The organism is Arthrobacter caoxuetaonis (assembly GCF_023921125.1).
GTDB lineage: Bacteria > Actinomycetota > Actinomycetes > Actinomycetales > Micrococcaceae > Arthrobacter_B > Arthrobacter_B caoxuetaonis.
This window is the reverse complement of sequence record NZ_CP099467.1, coordinates 328,501-341,073: the sequence shown is the minus strand read 5'-3', so window position 1 is coordinate 341,073 and position 12,573 is coordinate 328,501. Positions and strand designations below refer to the sequence as shown.

22 protein-coding genes are annotated in these 12,573 nt (G+C 64.7%); 1 reads left to right on the top strand and 21 read right to left on the bottom strand.

Features of this window, described 5'->3' with window-relative positions; genetic code table 11:
- The 7 genes from NF551_RS18720 to NF551_RS18690 all read right to left on the bottom strand — a co-directional run bounded on the left by NF551_RS18720 (nucleotide 1) and on the right by NF551_RS18690 (nucleotide 2,952).
- Nucleotides 1-264 (bottom strand): hypothetical protein, encoded by a 264-nt coding sequence (locus NF551_RS18720; protein ID WP_227897353.1) that lies wholly within the window; start codon nucleotides 262-264, stop codon nucleotides 1-3.
- Nucleotides 265-281: 17 nt separating this feature from the next.
- Nucleotides 282-560 carry a hypothetical protein gene (locus NF551_RS18715; RefSeq protein ID WP_227897354.1) on the bottom strand — a complete coding sequence of 93 codons (279 nt, stop codon included), beginning with the start codon at nucleotides 558-560 and terminating at the stop codon, nucleotides 282-284.
- Between the two features lie 114 nt (nucleotides 561-674).
- Nucleotides 675-992: a hypothetical protein gene (locus NF551_RS18710; RefSeq protein ID WP_227897355.1), complete on the bottom strand. Its 318-nt coding sequence runs from the start codon at nucleotides 990-992 to the stop codon at nucleotides 675-677.
- Nucleotides 993-1,006: 14 nt separating this feature from the next.
- Complete coding sequence (locus NF551_RS18705) at nucleotides 1,007-1,840, bottom strand: hypothetical protein (RefSeq protein WP_227897356.1); 834 nt, start codon at nucleotides 1,838-1,840, stop codon at nucleotides 1,007-1,009.
- Nucleotides 1,837-2,241 carry a hypothetical protein gene (locus tag NF551_RS18700; RefSeq protein WP_227897357.1) on the bottom strand — a complete coding sequence of 135 codons (405 nt, stop codon included), beginning with the start codon at nucleotides 2,239-2,241 and terminating at the stop codon, nucleotides 1,837-1,839. The genes NF551_RS18705 and NF551_RS18700 overlap by 4 nt, the downstream gene beginning before the upstream one ends.
- Entirely contained in the window at nucleotides 2,234-2,455 is a 222-nt protein-coding gene (locus tag NF551_RS18695) for a hypothetical protein (protein WP_227897358.1), read from the bottom strand. The genes NF551_RS18700 and NF551_RS18695 overlap by 8 nt, the downstream gene beginning before the upstream one ends.
- Before the next feature lie 119 nt (nucleotides 2,456-2,574).
- Nucleotides 2,575-2,952 carry a hypothetical protein gene (locus tag NF551_RS18690; protein WP_227897359.1) on the bottom strand — a complete coding sequence of 126 codons (378 nt, stop codon included), beginning with the start codon at nucleotides 2,950-2,952 and terminating at the stop codon, nucleotides 2,575-2,577.
- Between the two features lie 116 nt (nucleotides 2,953-3,068).
- Here NF551_RS18690 and NF551_RS18685 point away from each other — a divergent pair, with 116 nt between their 5' ends.
- The gene (locus NF551_RS18685; protein ID WP_227897360.1) at nucleotides 3,069-3,755 is read left to right on the top strand and encodes a hypothetical protein; all 687 of its coding nucleotides are present in this window, start codon (nucleotides 3,069-3,071) and stop codon (nucleotides 3,753-3,755) included.
- Between the two features lie 24 nt (nucleotides 3,756-3,779).
- Here NF551_RS18685 and NF551_RS18680 read toward each other — a convergent pair whose 3' ends face one another.
- The 14 genes from NF551_RS18680 to NF551_RS18615 form a co-directional block, all read right to left on the bottom strand.
- Nucleotides 3,780-4,892, bottom strand: a complete 1,113-nt coding sequence (locus NF551_RS18680; protein WP_227897361.1) for a sigma-70 family RNA polymerase sigma factor — start codon at nucleotides 4,890-4,892, stop codon at nucleotides 3,780-3,782.
- Nucleotides 4,893-4,957: 65 nt separating this feature from the next.
- Nucleotides 4,958-5,608, bottom strand: a complete 651-nt coding sequence (locus tag NF551_RS18675; RefSeq protein WP_227897362.1) for a beta clamp domain-containing protein — start codon at nucleotides 5,606-5,608, stop codon at nucleotides 4,958-4,960.
- A gap of 151 nt (nucleotides 5,609-5,759) precedes the next feature.
- Nucleotides 5,760-6,662: a hypothetical protein gene (locus NF551_RS18670; protein WP_227897363.1), complete on the bottom strand. Its 903-nt coding sequence runs from the start codon at nucleotides 6,660-6,662 to the stop codon at nucleotides 5,760-5,762.
- Complete coding sequence (locus NF551_RS18665; protein WP_227897364.1) at nucleotides 6,659-7,567, bottom strand: hypothetical protein; 909 nt, start codon at nucleotides 7,565-7,567, stop codon at nucleotides 6,659-6,661. Before NF551_RS18665 ends, NF551_RS18670 begins: the two co-directional genes overlap by 4 nt.
- Nucleotides 7,548-7,844 (bottom strand): hypothetical protein, encoded by a 297-nt coding sequence (locus NF551_RS18660; RefSeq protein ID WP_227897365.1) that lies wholly within the window; start codon nucleotides 7,842-7,844, stop codon nucleotides 7,548-7,550. The genes NF551_RS18665 and NF551_RS18660 overlap by 20 nt, the downstream gene beginning before the upstream one ends.
- Before the next feature lie 2 nt (nucleotides 7,845-7,846).
- Nucleotides 7,847-8,632, bottom strand: coding sequence for a hypothetical protein (locus tag NF551_RS18655; RefSeq protein ID WP_227897366.1), 786 nt, complete (start codon nucleotides 8,630-8,632; stop codon nucleotides 7,847-7,849).
- Complete coding sequence (locus NF551_RS18650; RefSeq protein ID WP_227897367.1) at nucleotides 8,629-9,021, bottom strand: hypothetical protein; 393 nt, start codon at nucleotides 9,019-9,021, stop codon at nucleotides 8,629-8,631. Before NF551_RS18650 ends, NF551_RS18655 begins: the two co-directional genes overlap by 4 nt.
- 2 nt (nucleotides 9,022-9,023) lie before the next feature.
- Complete coding sequence (locus NF551_RS18645) at nucleotides 9,024-9,893, bottom strand: hypothetical protein (RefSeq protein ID WP_227897368.1); 870 nt, start codon at nucleotides 9,891-9,893, stop codon at nucleotides 9,024-9,026.
- Nucleotides 9,890-10,150, bottom strand: coding sequence for a hypothetical protein (locus NF551_RS18640; RefSeq protein WP_227897369.1), 261 nt, complete (start codon nucleotides 10,148-10,150; stop codon nucleotides 9,890-9,892). The genes NF551_RS18645 and NF551_RS18640 overlap by 4 nt, the downstream gene beginning before the upstream one ends.
- A complete protein-coding gene (locus tag NF551_RS18635; RefSeq protein WP_227897370.1) occupies nucleotides 10,150-10,605 on the bottom strand; it encodes a hypothetical protein in 456 nt (151 codons plus the stop codon). The genes NF551_RS18640 and NF551_RS18635 overlap by 1 nt, the downstream gene beginning before the upstream one ends.
- Nucleotides 10,606-10,775: 170 nt before the next feature.
- Nucleotides 10,776-11,228 carry a hypothetical protein gene (locus NF551_RS18630; protein ID WP_227897371.1) on the bottom strand — a complete coding sequence of 151 codons (453 nt, stop codon included), beginning with the start codon at nucleotides 11,226-11,228 and terminating at the stop codon, nucleotides 10,776-10,778.
- 73 nt (nucleotides 11,229-11,301) lie between these two features.
- The gene (locus tag NF551_RS18625) at nucleotides 11,302-11,796 is read right to left on the bottom strand and encodes a hypothetical protein (RefSeq protein WP_227897372.1); all 495 of its coding nucleotides are present in this window, start codon (nucleotides 11,794-11,796) and stop codon (nucleotides 11,302-11,304) included.
- Nucleotides 11,789-12,031, bottom strand: a complete 243-nt coding sequence (locus NF551_RS18620) for a hypothetical protein (protein WP_227897373.1) — start codon at nucleotides 12,029-12,031, stop codon at nucleotides 11,789-11,791. The genes NF551_RS18625 and NF551_RS18620 overlap by 8 nt, the downstream gene beginning before the upstream one ends.
- A 51-nt stretch (nucleotides 12,032-12,082) precedes the next feature.
- On the bottom strand, nucleotides 12,083-12,553 hold the full coding sequence (locus NF551_RS18615; RefSeq protein WP_227897374.1) for a hypothetical protein: 471 nt from the start codon (nucleotides 12,551-12,553) through the stop codon (nucleotides 12,083-12,085).
- Between the last annotated feature and the right edge of the window lie 20 nt (nucleotides 12,554-12,573).

Sequence of the window (12,573 nt, the reverse complement as noted above, 5' to 3'; positions counted from 1 at the left end):
TTACTTCTGCAGCTGTTTCTGCCTGGCTGCTGTACGCCGGCGGAGGAAGTAGGCGTAACCGCCCAGGGCTGCACCGAAAATGATGATCGCCGCGATGCCAAGGACGGTCTTCACCGTGTCCATGTCCGGCATGTACCCGTACGGATTGGCAGAGAGCATGGAGATGAGGGCGAGGGACAGGCAGCCGATGATGGCCATGGCCAGGATGACTTCCGTGACGCTGAACTGCCCGCGGGCATTCCGGAGTGCCTCACGTGCTGTCATGCGTTTCCTGTCGCCCACTAACGGCTCCTGTAGGTGACCGGCTTAGCCTCGGCCGTTGTACGTGAGGCACCTTTCTTCCACAGGGTGTAGGAGTAAGCGCCGATGCCTCCGATGCCGACGAGACCGGCCATAACCGCCAGGAAGATTCCCAGGGTCCCCGACATGCTCGCATAGGCGGCGCCAATGGCCACGAAGCCGAGCATGCCCATGGCAATGAGGCCTACAAGCAGGTCAACGAGGGAGTAGCCGCGGTTGTTCTTCAGGACATTGCGGATGGATCTTTTCTGCAGCTGCATAGTGTCTTTCGATCGGGGCAGCCGAAGGAATGCAGCGGCCGCACGAAGGTCAGCGAACGGCGGTATGCCGGTCGCGTCCACTATGTGTGCGGACGGTGAAGGGTCTCTCTTCGGTTAGAGGGAGATGATCCGGATGGTCCGGTCGATGAGCTCCTGGCCGTAACGGGCAAGCGTCCCGGGGAACTCCTCGCCGGGCCGGGCAGCCGGGACGGCAGCCAGGTCGTCGGTGAAGCTAAGGATGGTCGTCCACGTGAATTCTTCGCTCAGGACACGGGTGTCGGCACTCGTGTACCCGTCCGGGGTTCGTGCTGCACGGGCCTGGATGAGGGTTGGTCTCGGATCCAGGTTGCCCCGGCTGATGTCCGCGTGGGCGGAGACTTCCAGCGTGAACTCCCGCAGGTCCCCGGAAGTGCTCAGGTCAATGATGGTCACGGACACCTCTCTGACTACGCGGCGTCAAGGCGGGTGTCCGCCGCATGGACGTCATCAGGGCCGGCCCGGTTATCGGGCACTTTCCTGCCCTGACTACAAAGCATGTTTAGTATTTCCATTATGCCTCTGCGGCTGCGCTCTTCACGAACTCGCTCTTCACGCGGAGACATGGGCGGCGCGTCCTCCGGCTCCCGGCTTCGGAGGTCACGGACCGTGGACTCCAGGGAACGGACCTTCACCCTGTGCTCGTCGGCGGGAACGTAGCCGCGGCCCACCCAGAGGGCAATTTCACGTGAAGCCCAGGGTTCACCAGCCATCGCATTGAAGGCGGCATCGGCTGCCCTGATCTGTTCAACGCCGGCCCCGGGATCCACTGCCCGGTACGTGTCGATGACCGATTCGAGGACGGGAAGCATCCCGTTGTGCTCGGCGATGGTGTGCTCCCACCGGATCACGTTGAGGAAGTAGGCATGAACCTCTTCGTCCACTTCCCGGGGCAGGCCGTTGTCTCCTCCCGGGAACCAGTCGGTTTTCACGCCAGCGCCGTCGATGACCAGCGCCGTCGGCAATGCCCGCGGGTGGGGCCCGTCTGCGCAGGTCCGCTGCGCCATGGGTATCGGGAAGGACATGGTGGCGGAGTATCTCGTGCCGTCCATGGCGACGATGGTGATGCCCGTGTCAGTCCCGTACACGCCGATCTTCTCGGGTTCCGCCAGAACAGGTTCAGCGTCCAGCTCAGGGCCCGGTTCAATGCCTGCCTCAGTCTCCGGCAGCTCGTCCAGGTCGCCCTGGTCCGCCACCTCGGAGGGTTCAGCCGGAAGGGCAGGCCGTCGCCTGAGGACCCTCATGCGGCTTCCCGGGGAAACTGAAGGGCGGAGCCGCGCACAGGATCGCTGCGGCGGTACGGGTTGCGGTCACCGGCAAGGTCGATGCGTGTGGGCCGTGCTGTCTGCTCGGCGCCGACGGTCCGGCCTGCATCCCACGCGGCTTCAAGCGCCGGGACCAGCACGCTGGCCAGATGCGCTGAATGCTCATCCCAGTAGGAGCCGACGCGTTCCAGGAATTCTTTCCGTCCAGTCAGCCCCGGATCCTCCTGCACCCAGATCGCGTAATGGCTTCTGCCGCAGGAACAGTCATAGCTTTCAAGCAGCCGTTCAGACCAGCCATCCCCATCGGTGCTGTGGGTGAACTGGTGGGCGGCTGTGATGGATTCCAGCAGGGTGCCGGCGGCCGGGGACGTATCAGGCACGGCGCTCCAGGACACGTCCCGTGGAGAGGACCGTCAGGTTATCGGCGATACCCCAGAGCTCTTCGGAACACAGGGGAGTGCTCATGCCTGTGGCAGACCAGGTGCCGTCCTCGTTGCGCAGCGCCAGTCCCGGACCGAAGCGCCCGTTGAAACGCACTGTCGCTCCGTGGCCAAGGGCAGCCAGATGGATCGGGCCGGTGACGGGTGCTCCCACTTCAGCGGTCCTTTCAGGATCGTGCGGACGGTCAGCTTCAGGCCGTGAATCATGGGCCTCACCTGCATTTTTACCCCAGAAGGGTTCCTCTGCGCCGGGAGTCGATGAACTTCCGGAGCTCATGCTGCGTGGCCTTCGGCTACCCGGGTGAACTGTCCAGGGGTGGCACGGACATCCGGCACGGAGGCTGCAGCGTCCAGGATGGCGGCGGCCATTTCGCGCAGCGCATCGGGTGCGTCGTCGGGGATCGACTCGGCCAGCGCCGACAGTGAGATGAGGGAAGCGGCCATCGCCGGAGCACTGTTCACCGCGGCGGCAACGTAGTAGGCGGTCCGGGCGTCACCATCGAAGTTGAGGGCGTTGCGGCCATAGGGCGAGTCAACGGCGTCGGCGATGATGTGGAAGTAAACGAGGGCGTCGTGTCCGTCGGAGACGTGCCATTCCGGGTTGCCGGCAGCAGCAGCCATATCGGTGATTCGCTCGAGGTTTGTGCTCATGACCCCTATGTGTGCGGAAGGCCAGGGGTCTGTCACCGGCCCGTCATGTGGCACGACACAGTTGGACAACAGGGCACGGCCCAACAAGGCTCAGATGGAGACCACAAGGAGCCGCAATGACCGTCCCGCAAGCAGCGCATCAAGCCCCTGCAGTGTATGTCCCCCTGTTCGACAGACTGGACAGCACCTACCTGCACCCGACTCCTTTCCGCACGGCGGAGAAGTGCATCGAATTCTGGTCAACAGTGGAGATTCCTGACGCCATCGTTGACCAGGCTGTAATTGCTTACCCTAAATCCTTCGAACAGGAGGTCGACCGCCGAATCAACGAGGAAATGGAGGCCTTTCACCAGAGGTGGTTTGCGGCTAACCCACAACCGGCCAAAGACAAGCACATCCCTGAGTGGGAAGCGAAGTTCAGCGCTGAGCGCGAGCAGCACCGGCTATCGGTTGTCGGCCCGATCGAAGATGCCGTCCGGAGTAAACGACCCGACGGGCTTGGCGAGTACGACGTGACACAGCTGATTCGTGCAGCTCAGATGTGGTATCACTCTCCGAACTTTGAACGGTTCCCGGAAGAGGACGAGAAAGTCCGCAGCCATCCAATCGAGCTCTACGACGGGTTTTTGACTGTCGAAGAAATCGAGAACCTCTACAAGCTCGAGTCCATCCACGATTCCATCGCCCGCATCTACCCGGATGATTCGACGGACCGGATCGTCAGCGCACTGGAAAACATTGGGGAAGACACCCTGGCAGTCCAGCAGGAGATCATCCGCGGCACCGACCAGCTGCGCTCCTAGCGGGGCGGACTGGTTTCTGGGCAGTCAGGCGGCTGCCGCGTGTACAGCGGTGCCCGGGAACTCGACGACCTTCGCGGTCCGCCGGCGGACGGTGCGGACAGGGACGCTGTAGCCCTGGTCGGGTTCGTAGAAGTCCAGGAGGTGGGCGGCGTTCGCCGGCTCCCGCAGGGTGTCGATGGCTTTGACCTCGAGCTGGCGGATCCGTTCGCGGGTCAGGCCGAGGATGTTCCCGACTTCTTCGAGCGTGCGGGGGCATCCGTCTACGAGGCCGCACCGGAGGGCGAGGATGTGTGCCTCCCGTTCGGGCAGTTCCCGGAGCCGTCCCATGATGACGCGGTTCATGTCGGCGTGGACGGCATGGTCGAACGGTTCCGGCGCTTCGGGCTCGTAGAGGTTCTCGATCCGGGCGTCGAAAACGGCACGGCCGATCTCATCCGTTTCGCCGTCGCTCATCATGGCGTCCAGGGAGAGCATCGGCTGGGAGCGCTTCTGGGCCAGCAGGACAGCTTCCTCGGTCATCCCGGAGGCCTCTGCGATCTCGGCGGCCGTGGGGTTGCGCCCGTATTCGACCTCGAGCTTCGTCGTGATGGCGTGCACCTTTACGACAACGTCGTGGTAGTGGACGGGGAACCGGATCGCCCGGCTCTGGTCTGCGACCGCGCGGCTGATGGCCTGCCGGATCCACCAGGTGGCGTACGTGGAGAACCGGCAGTCCTTCGTGTAGTCGAAGCGTTCGACGGCGATCATCAGGCCTGCGTTGCCTTCCTGAATGAGGTCCAGAAGGTCCATGCCGCGGCCGCCGAACCGCTTGGCGATGGAGACGACGAGGCGAAGGTTGGAGTGGAAGAACCGGTCCGAGGCCTCCCTGCCCAGGCGGACGATCTGTTCAAGTTCCAGTGCCCGGCGCCGGGACAGCCCGTCCTTCTCCTCAAGGAGCTGGCCGGCGTAGAGGCCTGCTTCCATGGCTGCAGCCAGGTCCTGCTCATCCTCACGGGTGAGGAGGGGGTACTTGCCGATCGCTTTGAGGTACGTTCTGACGTCATCTGCGCGCTGCTGCCGGTGGGTCTCCGGAGACGCAGGTCCTTCGTATGCGGCTTCGGGGTTCTGGTCCAGGTTCTCGGGGTGGGTCTCGCTCATACCCATAATGTGTGCGGACGGGCAGGTGTTTGTCCCCACCGCCGTCCGCGGGCCGCCCTCCGGGGTCAGGGCATCCAGGAATTCCAGCCGCTGTAGGACAGCTCATCCGGGACGTATGGTGCCCGGCGCGTGGCGATGAGGATCCGCATGTCGGAGCCGAAAGCGGCGACGGCGGGTTTGGAAGGTGCCGGGTTCAGGCCCAGGACCAGGGCGTGGGGACGGTGGGCGTCCACCACGGTGTTGGCGGAGTCGTAGTCCTTCAGCTTGCCGAGCTTCGCGGCGATGGCCGGGTCGATAACGGCGTACCCGGGGCTGGCCGAGTAGTCCATGAGGTCAGGGAACAGGGAATCCATGGGGTCGAACCGTTCCACGCCTTCCATGGTCTCGATCCGGTACTTCTCCCCGCTAACCAGGAACGTCACCGCGGTGCCGTCAAAGTCGACGGAGGCGTCCGTCTTGGATCGCTTCAGGGACGCGGCAACCCCTTTGAGGCTGCCGGCCGGCAGCAGGGCGCTCCAGGTGTCGCCCGGGCTGGTTCCCTCGGCCCGTCCCTGTGCCAGCAGGTAGGAGTCGGTGGCCGTGGTGTCGAAGACGTTCGTGCGGACCCGCAGGCGGACCCCGGTCAGGTAGGCGCGGCCGTCGACGGCTTTGGGGTCGACGAAGATCATGGCGTTGACCAGGGCGTTGGCCATCTTGCGGGCAGGAGCGGTAAACATGGAAGGCCTTTCGTCGGGAGAGCCGGAATCGTGTGCCGGCAAACCCTATGTGTGCGGAGCCGTTCGAGTCTCTGCACGCCCCGCCCCGGGACATGGAGAAGGCCCGCACCTTCTTCCTCCTCCGGTGCGGGCCTTCATCGCATGTGGTGGGCTACCAGCGGCGAGGGTCCGCGTCGCGGATACGTTCAGCTGCCTTGTTCAAGGCGGTGTTGACGTCGATGGAGATGACTCTCTCACCACTGGCGTCCAGTCCGCTCGTCGTCGCACCCTGCTCGTGAAGCCAGCTGTCCGGCACATCCTCCAGCGTGCTCATGGCTGTGTGGAGGAATTTCTTACCGTCTTCGCTGCCGTTGCCTACGACCTGACCGTCCAGTTTCGCGGACATCATGCCGAGCATAGTGTCACCGCTGTGGACCTGGATGCTTCCCACCTGATCGTCCCCATACTTCAGGAAACTCACTTTGGTGGCGCCCGGGAAGTGTTCGAGGGTGCCGGCTGCGAGTGTGGAGGCGGCCCATTTCTTCTCCGCAGTTTCCAGGGTTTTCAGCTCCTCCCGCAGGCGATCGGCCTTCATTCGGGCGAGCGACGTGCGGCCCTGCACTTCACCGAGATCCTCCTGGATGTCCTGGGGTGCATCCCTGACGGCAATGAGGTCCCGGGCGCGCTCCACTTCGTCCTCATGGAAGGCATCAGGGTGGGTGACCATCACGACGTCCAGTTCAGTGGCCTTGGCCCTGCCGTAGATGCCATGGTCGGCGTAAAAGCCGTTCTCATTCCGGTACTCTTCCGGAATCATTGCGTTGCGTTCCTCGGAGAGGCAGACGTAATCGCCGTCGTCGTAGCCGGTCGAGAAACGCTGCACCCCCTCAGCTTCGATCTTGTACGGCATGGCTGAACCGTACGGAGTGGGGTCGCCGTCTTGCAGCATGTAGGGATGCGGTTCGGCATCAGGTGAAGTGAGAGTCACTGCGGGCTCTGCCTTCTGGTCGATCGTGAATTGGCCTCCATCGGAGACGCCGGCGGGTTTGCGTTTGAAAATCCTGTTCAGCTTCATGCCCACCTGTGTGCGGCAGGGCAGGGAAACTGCGGGTGCCGCGCTGTCATTGCCGGCTTCCACCGCTGCTCGTGCCTGCGGCGCCGGCTTCCTCCTAGATGTTTGCGAATACTGCCGAAGCCGCCCACAGCAGCGGGTGCAGAGAAGAAATCGACAGCCCGGCCATGAAGAATCCAAGACCGGGCTTCGGCCGATTGCTTCGGGGGTCGGTGTCGGGTGCGAAGACACGAGCGGCGATTCCGATGAGAATGAGCACGCCCCCAATGATCGAGATGGTGGGCTGAAGTGATGACAGTGCGTCGTTCATGGTGGCCTTCTGGTGGTTTCAGGCTGCCGTGCTGGCCTGGGCTTCGAGTATTCGGGGCCGGCGCACCGCAGAGGCCGCAGCTGTACCCCCTGTGCAGGTGGACTGTCGGTGCATCGCGGTGCAGGACCTCGCGCTGGCCGGTCCGTGCGGCTGCCGTCATCAAGGCGATCGTAAAGTCCAGGGGAACCGGTGCCGGATCCAGCCGCGGTGCCGTCTTCTTGGCCCGGAGCTTCCCGTCCTTCAGGACCATCAGCCCCCAGTCCGCTGGCAGCTCGCCGTCCTTGACGATGCCCGGATCGGGCACGACCAGCCACCAGAAGTCCATGTACCGTTTCACGGCGTCGGCCTTGGTGGGGTCCTTGAGCTCGTTGAGCCAGTCCGCGCGGCTGACTTTCACCTCGTGTCCGTGCAGGGCCATGGTCGAGGAATGCCGGTCGGCGGCCACGAAGTCTGCCGCGCGCGCCCCGTCCCGGTAGCCGAGGCCGGACTGGACGTGCTCGGCACGGATCCACCGGTCGGTGAGGGTGCCTCGGCGGATGTCGGTGTAGCGTTCCAGCAGCGCGTTGAGCATGGAGCGTTCAGTCTGTTTCGCGGCCATGGGCCTCAAGTTCCTCTGCAGTCGGACGGGCAGGCACTTCGATGCCGGCCGCGCGCAGGACCCCGGCCAGGCGGTCCACTGCAAACGGGGTTGCATCGTCGGGGTACGCCCGGTCGCTGATCAGTGCGTCGGCGTAGGCTTCGCGGAGCCGGGCGTCGCGGATGAAGGCAAGTTCCTCCTCGCTGAGCAGCGCGGGATCCATGAAGGAGGAGCTGCCGGACATGATGCTGTAGGCGGGGAACTTCTCGTATGTCGAATCAATCCGGACTACAGGCATGGCTACCTCCCCGGCAGCTTCTCGATGGTTCTGGCGAAGGTGTGTAACGCGGCCGCCGTCATGGAGCTGCGGCCGGTCACCTCAGGCGCCAAGGTGACCGGGCCCGTGGGCAGGACGCTGTCAGCCATCGCCGGCATCCAGACGAGTGCGAGCTTCCTGGTGCGTCCGTCGAGCAGCGTCCGGCGGTACAGCTGGAAGGTGGTGGCCTCATCGCGTGCCCCAAGCGGTGCCAGCGGATCCAGCGCGTACCAGAGCTTCCCCACCCGCGACCACATGACGGGGCTGGCGGAGGTGCCCGGGTCCATCATGACGACGGCGCCGATCGGAAGGGCCTGCAGGTCATCGAGCGTGAGGATCTCCGGGTACTCAATGACAGCGTTGAGCGGGCGTTCCGGGATAGGGTTGCCCGCCGCGGCCGGACCGGAGCTGCTGTTGCCGGTTCCGACGGTCCTCGGGATATTCCGAAGATGGCGGAAGGAGATGTCCAGCGACCGGTTTCCCGAACGCCTGGCCTGGAACCTCACCGATTCTCCCAGCTGGCCGTCCACCGACGCCTGGTAACGGACCGGCAGCTCCAGCCCCACCTCACGGAGGAACGCGTCGGCGTCATCCGATGTGACCGGCGGGGCGTCCTCCATGCAGAGGACCTGTCTGTTGGCTGTGGCATAGGTGCCCTGGAGGAGATACGTCTGCCCGGTGGGTTCAGGGGCGAACATGGTGACCCGCTCAGCACCCTGTTCCGCCGCGGCATCAAGGATGGGCCGGATCAGGTCCTCGTAGACGCTCATGGCTGCCCTCCGGCTGTCTTGTTCCGTTTCGCTGCCCGGCGCCGCCGGCGGTCTTCCCGGGTTACCCGGCGGGTCATCGGGGCCAGGAGCGATGACGCCGCCTCTGCCTCGCTGATTACTGCCCGGTTCGCTTTGATGACGGCGTTGTAGTGGATGATGAGTGCGCCCGCGTGGGACTGGTCGAGCGGCGGCAGGTAGTGCAGTCCGTTCTGGCGGTCCCGGATGCGGTCGATGGCGCGCCCGGCCGAGACGATGGCGTTCCGTGCTGCCCTTTTGCGGCGTGCCAGGTCGGAGGCGCCGTCGTCCTCCAGTCCGTACCGGCGTGCCCTGTAATCTGCGCGCGGGGTGTTCCTGGACAGGTCGGGCCCGTCGATGCGTTTGCGTCCCATGGTTAGATCCCCGTTCCGAAGTGTTCAGGTGCGGCCGAGCCGGGAGTGACGGCCTTGTCGTGGGTGCCGGCCGGCGCGATGACGGTGACGTCGACCAGATGCTTTGAGGGCTTCCCGTCCGAGAAGAGGAGCCAGGATCCGACGACGAGCTGGTCCTTGCCGATACCGGCTATGACGGTGGCTTCCATATCGAAGACGCCCTGCTTCAGCGTCCTGAAGACGGCATGGACCCGGTCGCCGACCTTCACCCCGGTGTCGGGGACGGGGCTGGGCTCGGGTACATCCTCTGTGCCCTCTGCATCCTCTGAGGGCGAGGCCTCCTGCGGCTCGGTGGCTTCCGGGGCCGGGAGAGGCTCAGGTTCCGCCTCTTCAGGTTCAGGCGCGGGCACGGTTTCCTCAGGCAGGGGGTCAGCTTCCGCTTCATCCTGCGCCGGCTCGTCCCCCGTCCGGGCGGGGCCCTCAATGATCAGGGCGCGGGCGCCGCCGATGATGGCGTCCGTTTCGGAGACCAGCTGGAAGAGGTCAGCTTCGATGCGCAGGGCCGGGACACCGTGGGCCAGGGCGGAGAGCAGTGACGGCAGTGTTTCGCGGAGGCGGCGCAGGGCTGCAAGCTCAACGGGGATGGACCCGAGGACCTCCTGCTGATGGGCGGCGAACACCGCTTCGGCTGCCTGCACGTCTCCCGCCTCGGGAACCGTGAAGACCTCCCGGCACTGGTCATGGCCGCAGCGGATACGCGTGCCCGAGCTGTTCCACTCGTAGTCGGTGTGAAAGACCAGGACGGGTTCCACGGCGGGAGCTGGCGAAGCCTGACCCGGAGCCTGGTCCCGGGCGGGGCCGGCGTTCAGGGAACTGACCCTGCAGGTGCTCATGATTCCTCTTCCGTGGAAGCATCGGCGGCATCGGTGACGACCGCCAGGGACTGGAGGTGCTTGGACGGCTTCCCGGAGGTGCCAAGGAGCCAGGAGCCTGCCGTCAGCTGCCCGCGTTCCAGGCCTTTGACCGCTTCGGCAGTGATCGTGAAGTCCCCGTAGCGCGGTGTGCGGAACCCGGCGGTGACCTTCTGGCCTGCCGTCAGGTTCTCGAGGACGGCCGTGATGGCCTTGATGTCGCGGCGCGGTGTAGCCATTACTGCCACCCTGCCCGGGTGAGGCCGTGGTGGGCCGAAGCTGATACGGGACCGGGCAGTCCTGCGCCTGGACGGTGATCCCCCGGTGCTGCGGCCGTCACAGGAACGTCATCGGAGATCACGCCGCGGCGGTTTGCACCCATGCCCCGGGTGACGACGACGGCGAGGGTTGCGACGGTGAACAGCAGGCACAGGCCGAGCGTGACGACGGGGCTGTCGAGCCTGAAGGTCAGGATGATGGCGGCGATGCCGGCCAGGCCTGTCGCACCGGTTGCCCGGCGTTCTTCGGTGGTGCGGTCCGGTTCGGATCCGGCGATGTCGGCGCTCACGGCGTCAAGCATCATCGGGATGAACGCGATGAAGGAGTAGGCGGCAACCGCTATGGCTGCGGGCACCCAGCTCTCCGCCCCGTACAGGAGGGCCATTGCCGTCACGGCAAGCGGTCCCAGATGCATCAAGGGTGATGTCCGGGTTATTCCGGCGGTGGTCAAAATGCGTGTCCTGACGTTGGGGGCGGGGGGCTGGGTCTGCCGTGGCAGCCAGAGTCACCCTCTATGTGTGCGGACAGTCCCGGACCTCTCACCGGCGCCTGTCGACCGGCCGGTGAGGAAGGGAGCCGTCGGTGTCAGCGGTCGGTGCCTGCCTGGCTGAGGACGGCAGCTTCGAAGCCACGCGAGTACAGGTGCAGCTGGCCGGCATCCCATTCAGCACCCAGGATCATGACGTCTTCTGCAGTCGCACCCTTGAACTCGTAGCCCTCAAGGTTGTCCTGGACGATGGCCATGGCGGCGTCCTCGTCGATGGCCAGACCGTACACGGCATGGAGGTTCAGTGCCGCGGTTTTTGCGGCTTCGGAGGAGTCGCTGTTGTAGCCGGCGACCAGGGCACCCCATGCGCCGGCCCAGATGACTGCGGCGGCAATGACGGCGGTGTTCACGGTCTGCTGCCACGGTGCCCGGGGGCCGCGCTTGTATGCCGAAACGAGCAGCAGTACGGCGCCGGCCAGGGCAAGGGGGATGATGAGTCCCATCGGGGACTGGGCAGCAGTGTGCCCGCCGATGTAGGGGATGGTGTCCAAAAGGCAGTCCTTTTCTAGCGGTTGGCCGCGCCGGTAACGACGGGCCGGGTTCTTCCGCTATGTGTGCGGACGCCTACGCTTCTCTCCCCGCCGGAGGGATGACGAGTGTGACCGGGGTGTCCGCGTGCAGGTGGAAGGACCAGTTGATGTGGACCATGCCGTTGACCATGTGCTGAACGGAGGAGATTGTGTATTCCTCCTCCGGATCCGCCGGGGTGAAGGAACGGGAGTCGCGGTACGTGATGCTGCGTGCGCTCATCCCGCGGTGGTGTCCGGACAGGTCCAGTGCCGTGATGGTCTCGGTGCTGCCGTGCAGGAGCGGGTGGGTGTCCGTCTCCCCGGTGATGTAGAGGATGTCAGCGAGCTGGTTCCGGCTCTTGCCAAGCGTGGCGGCCTGTTCCTCGATCCAGGCGTGGGATTCGCGGCGGGTCTTCACCTCGTGCACCGCGGTCCGGTGGATGTAAGCCCACATTTTGGGGCCCAGCTCGGGAAGCTGATCGCCTTTTCCGCGGACCTTCTGGACGGCAAGGTTGCGTTCGAGGAACTGCTCAATGGGCTGCTCAGGCATCGGAGTCCTCCGTCTCGGACGGGATGTAGAGGGCGTAGGCGACGTCGGAGTCGTTGAACGCGTCCCGCCACGCGGCCCCGCCCAGGGACAGGTGCTCACCCTCAGCCGGACCGGTTTCGCGGTCCACACGGGTCACGTAGGTGTCCGTGTATCCCTCAGACCCGCAGGTAGTCAGCCGGGTGTAGGAGTGGACGGGAAGCTGGTTCCACCGGGTCTGGGAGAGGATCTTTTCCATACCTCCTATGTGTGCGGAGGCACCCGGAACTCTGCCCGACGCCGAATTAGCTCAGCCCTGAGGGATTGTTGCCTTCTCCAGATGAACCTGGGCGTGGGAAGACGCCATCCTCGCGCAAAGCATGCCAAAGAGAGAAGTTGCTGCAGCCAATCCGATCGACACTACGACGCCCTCTGATGGCGTAGGAATTATCAGGACCAGACCAACACCCAGCCCTGGGACTGCACCGATAGCAATGACTTTCCATTCGTCGAAGGATGTGTCCTTGACCGTTCGGCGGTTCTTCCACTGCCATATGCCGAAAGCGCCGATAGCCACCCCGTAGAGGATGAGGGCAAGCCCTTCACCAAGGTAGTTCACCTCGGGATCGAAGCAGTTGGTCGACTGGAGCCACAGAACCACGGCACCCCCGGCTGCGATGAGCAGCCCAAAAAGAACCGCAATGGCAGAATCCATCACGTTGATGCACGCTTGGATAAAGGCTTCGATGCGCTTGGCAATAGCGTCAATTCTGTTCTTCAAGGTCCCCCCAGGGTTGTTTG

Coding starts and splice junctions, on each gene's coding strand:
- NF551_RS18660 (WP_227897365.1), bottom strand. CDS start 7,844: ATGCCTGTAGTCCGGATTGATTCGACATACGAGAAGTTCCCCGCCTAC.
- NF551_RS18670 (WP_227897363.1), bottom strand. CDS start 6,662: ATGAAGCTGAACAGGATTTTCAAACGCAAACCCGCCGGCGTCTCCGAT.
- NF551_RS18685 (WP_227897360.1), top strand. CDS start 3,069: ATGACCGTCCCGCAAGCAGCGCATCAAGCCCCTGCAGTGTATGTCCCC.
- NF551_RS18640 (WP_227897369.1), bottom strand. CDS start 10,150: ATGGCTACACCGCGCCGCGACATCAAGGCCATCACGGCCGTCCTCGAG.
- NF551_RS18690 (WP_227897359.1), bottom strand. CDS start 2,952: ATGAGCACAAACCTCGAGCGAATCACCGATATGGCTGCTGCTGCCGGC.
- NF551_RS18680 (WP_227897361.1), bottom strand. CDS start 4,892: ATGAGCGAGACCCACCCCGAGAACCTGGACCAGAACCCCGAAGCCGCA.
- NF551_RS18625 (WP_227897372.1), bottom strand. CDS start 11,796: ATGCCTGAGCAGCCCATTGAGCAGTTCCTCGAACGCAACCTTGCCGTC.
- NF551_RS18675 (WP_227897362.1), bottom strand. CDS start 5,608: ATGTTTACCGCTCCTGCCCGCAAGATGGCCAACGCCCTGGTCAACGCC.
- NF551_RS18650 (WP_227897367.1), bottom strand. CDS start 9,021: ATGGGACGCAAACGCATCGACGGGCCCGACCTGTCCAGGAACACCCCG.
- NF551_RS18645 (WP_227897368.1), bottom strand. CDS start 9,893: ATGAGCACCTGCAGGGTCAGTTCCCTGAACGCCGGCCCCGCCCGGGAC.
- NF551_RS18635 (WP_227897370.1), bottom strand. CDS start 10,605: ATGCATCTGGGACCGCTTGCCGTGACGGCAATGGCCCTCCTGTACGGG.
- NF551_RS18715 (WP_227897354.1), bottom strand. CDS start 560: ATGCAGCTGCAGAAAAGATCCATCCGCAATGTCCTGAAGAACAACCGC.
- NF551_RS18705 (WP_227897356.1), bottom strand. CDS start 1,840: ATGAGGGTCCTCAGGCGACGGCCTGCCCTTCCGGCTGAACCCTCCGAG.
- NF551_RS18655 (WP_227897366.1), bottom strand. CDS start 8,632: ATGAGCGTCTACGAGGACCTGATCCGGCCCATCCTTGATGCCGCGGCG.
- NF551_RS18665 (WP_227897364.1), bottom strand. CDS start 7,567: ATGGCCGCGAAACAGACTGAACGCTCCATGCTCAACGCGCTGCTGGAA.
- NF551_RS18620 (WP_227897373.1), bottom strand. CDS start 12,031: ATGGAAAAGATCCTCTCCCAGACCCGGTGGAACCAGCTTCCCGTCCAC.
- NF551_RS18720 (WP_227897353.1), bottom strand. CDS start 264: ATGACAGCACGTGAGGCACTCCGGAATGCCCGCGGGCAGTTCAGCGTC.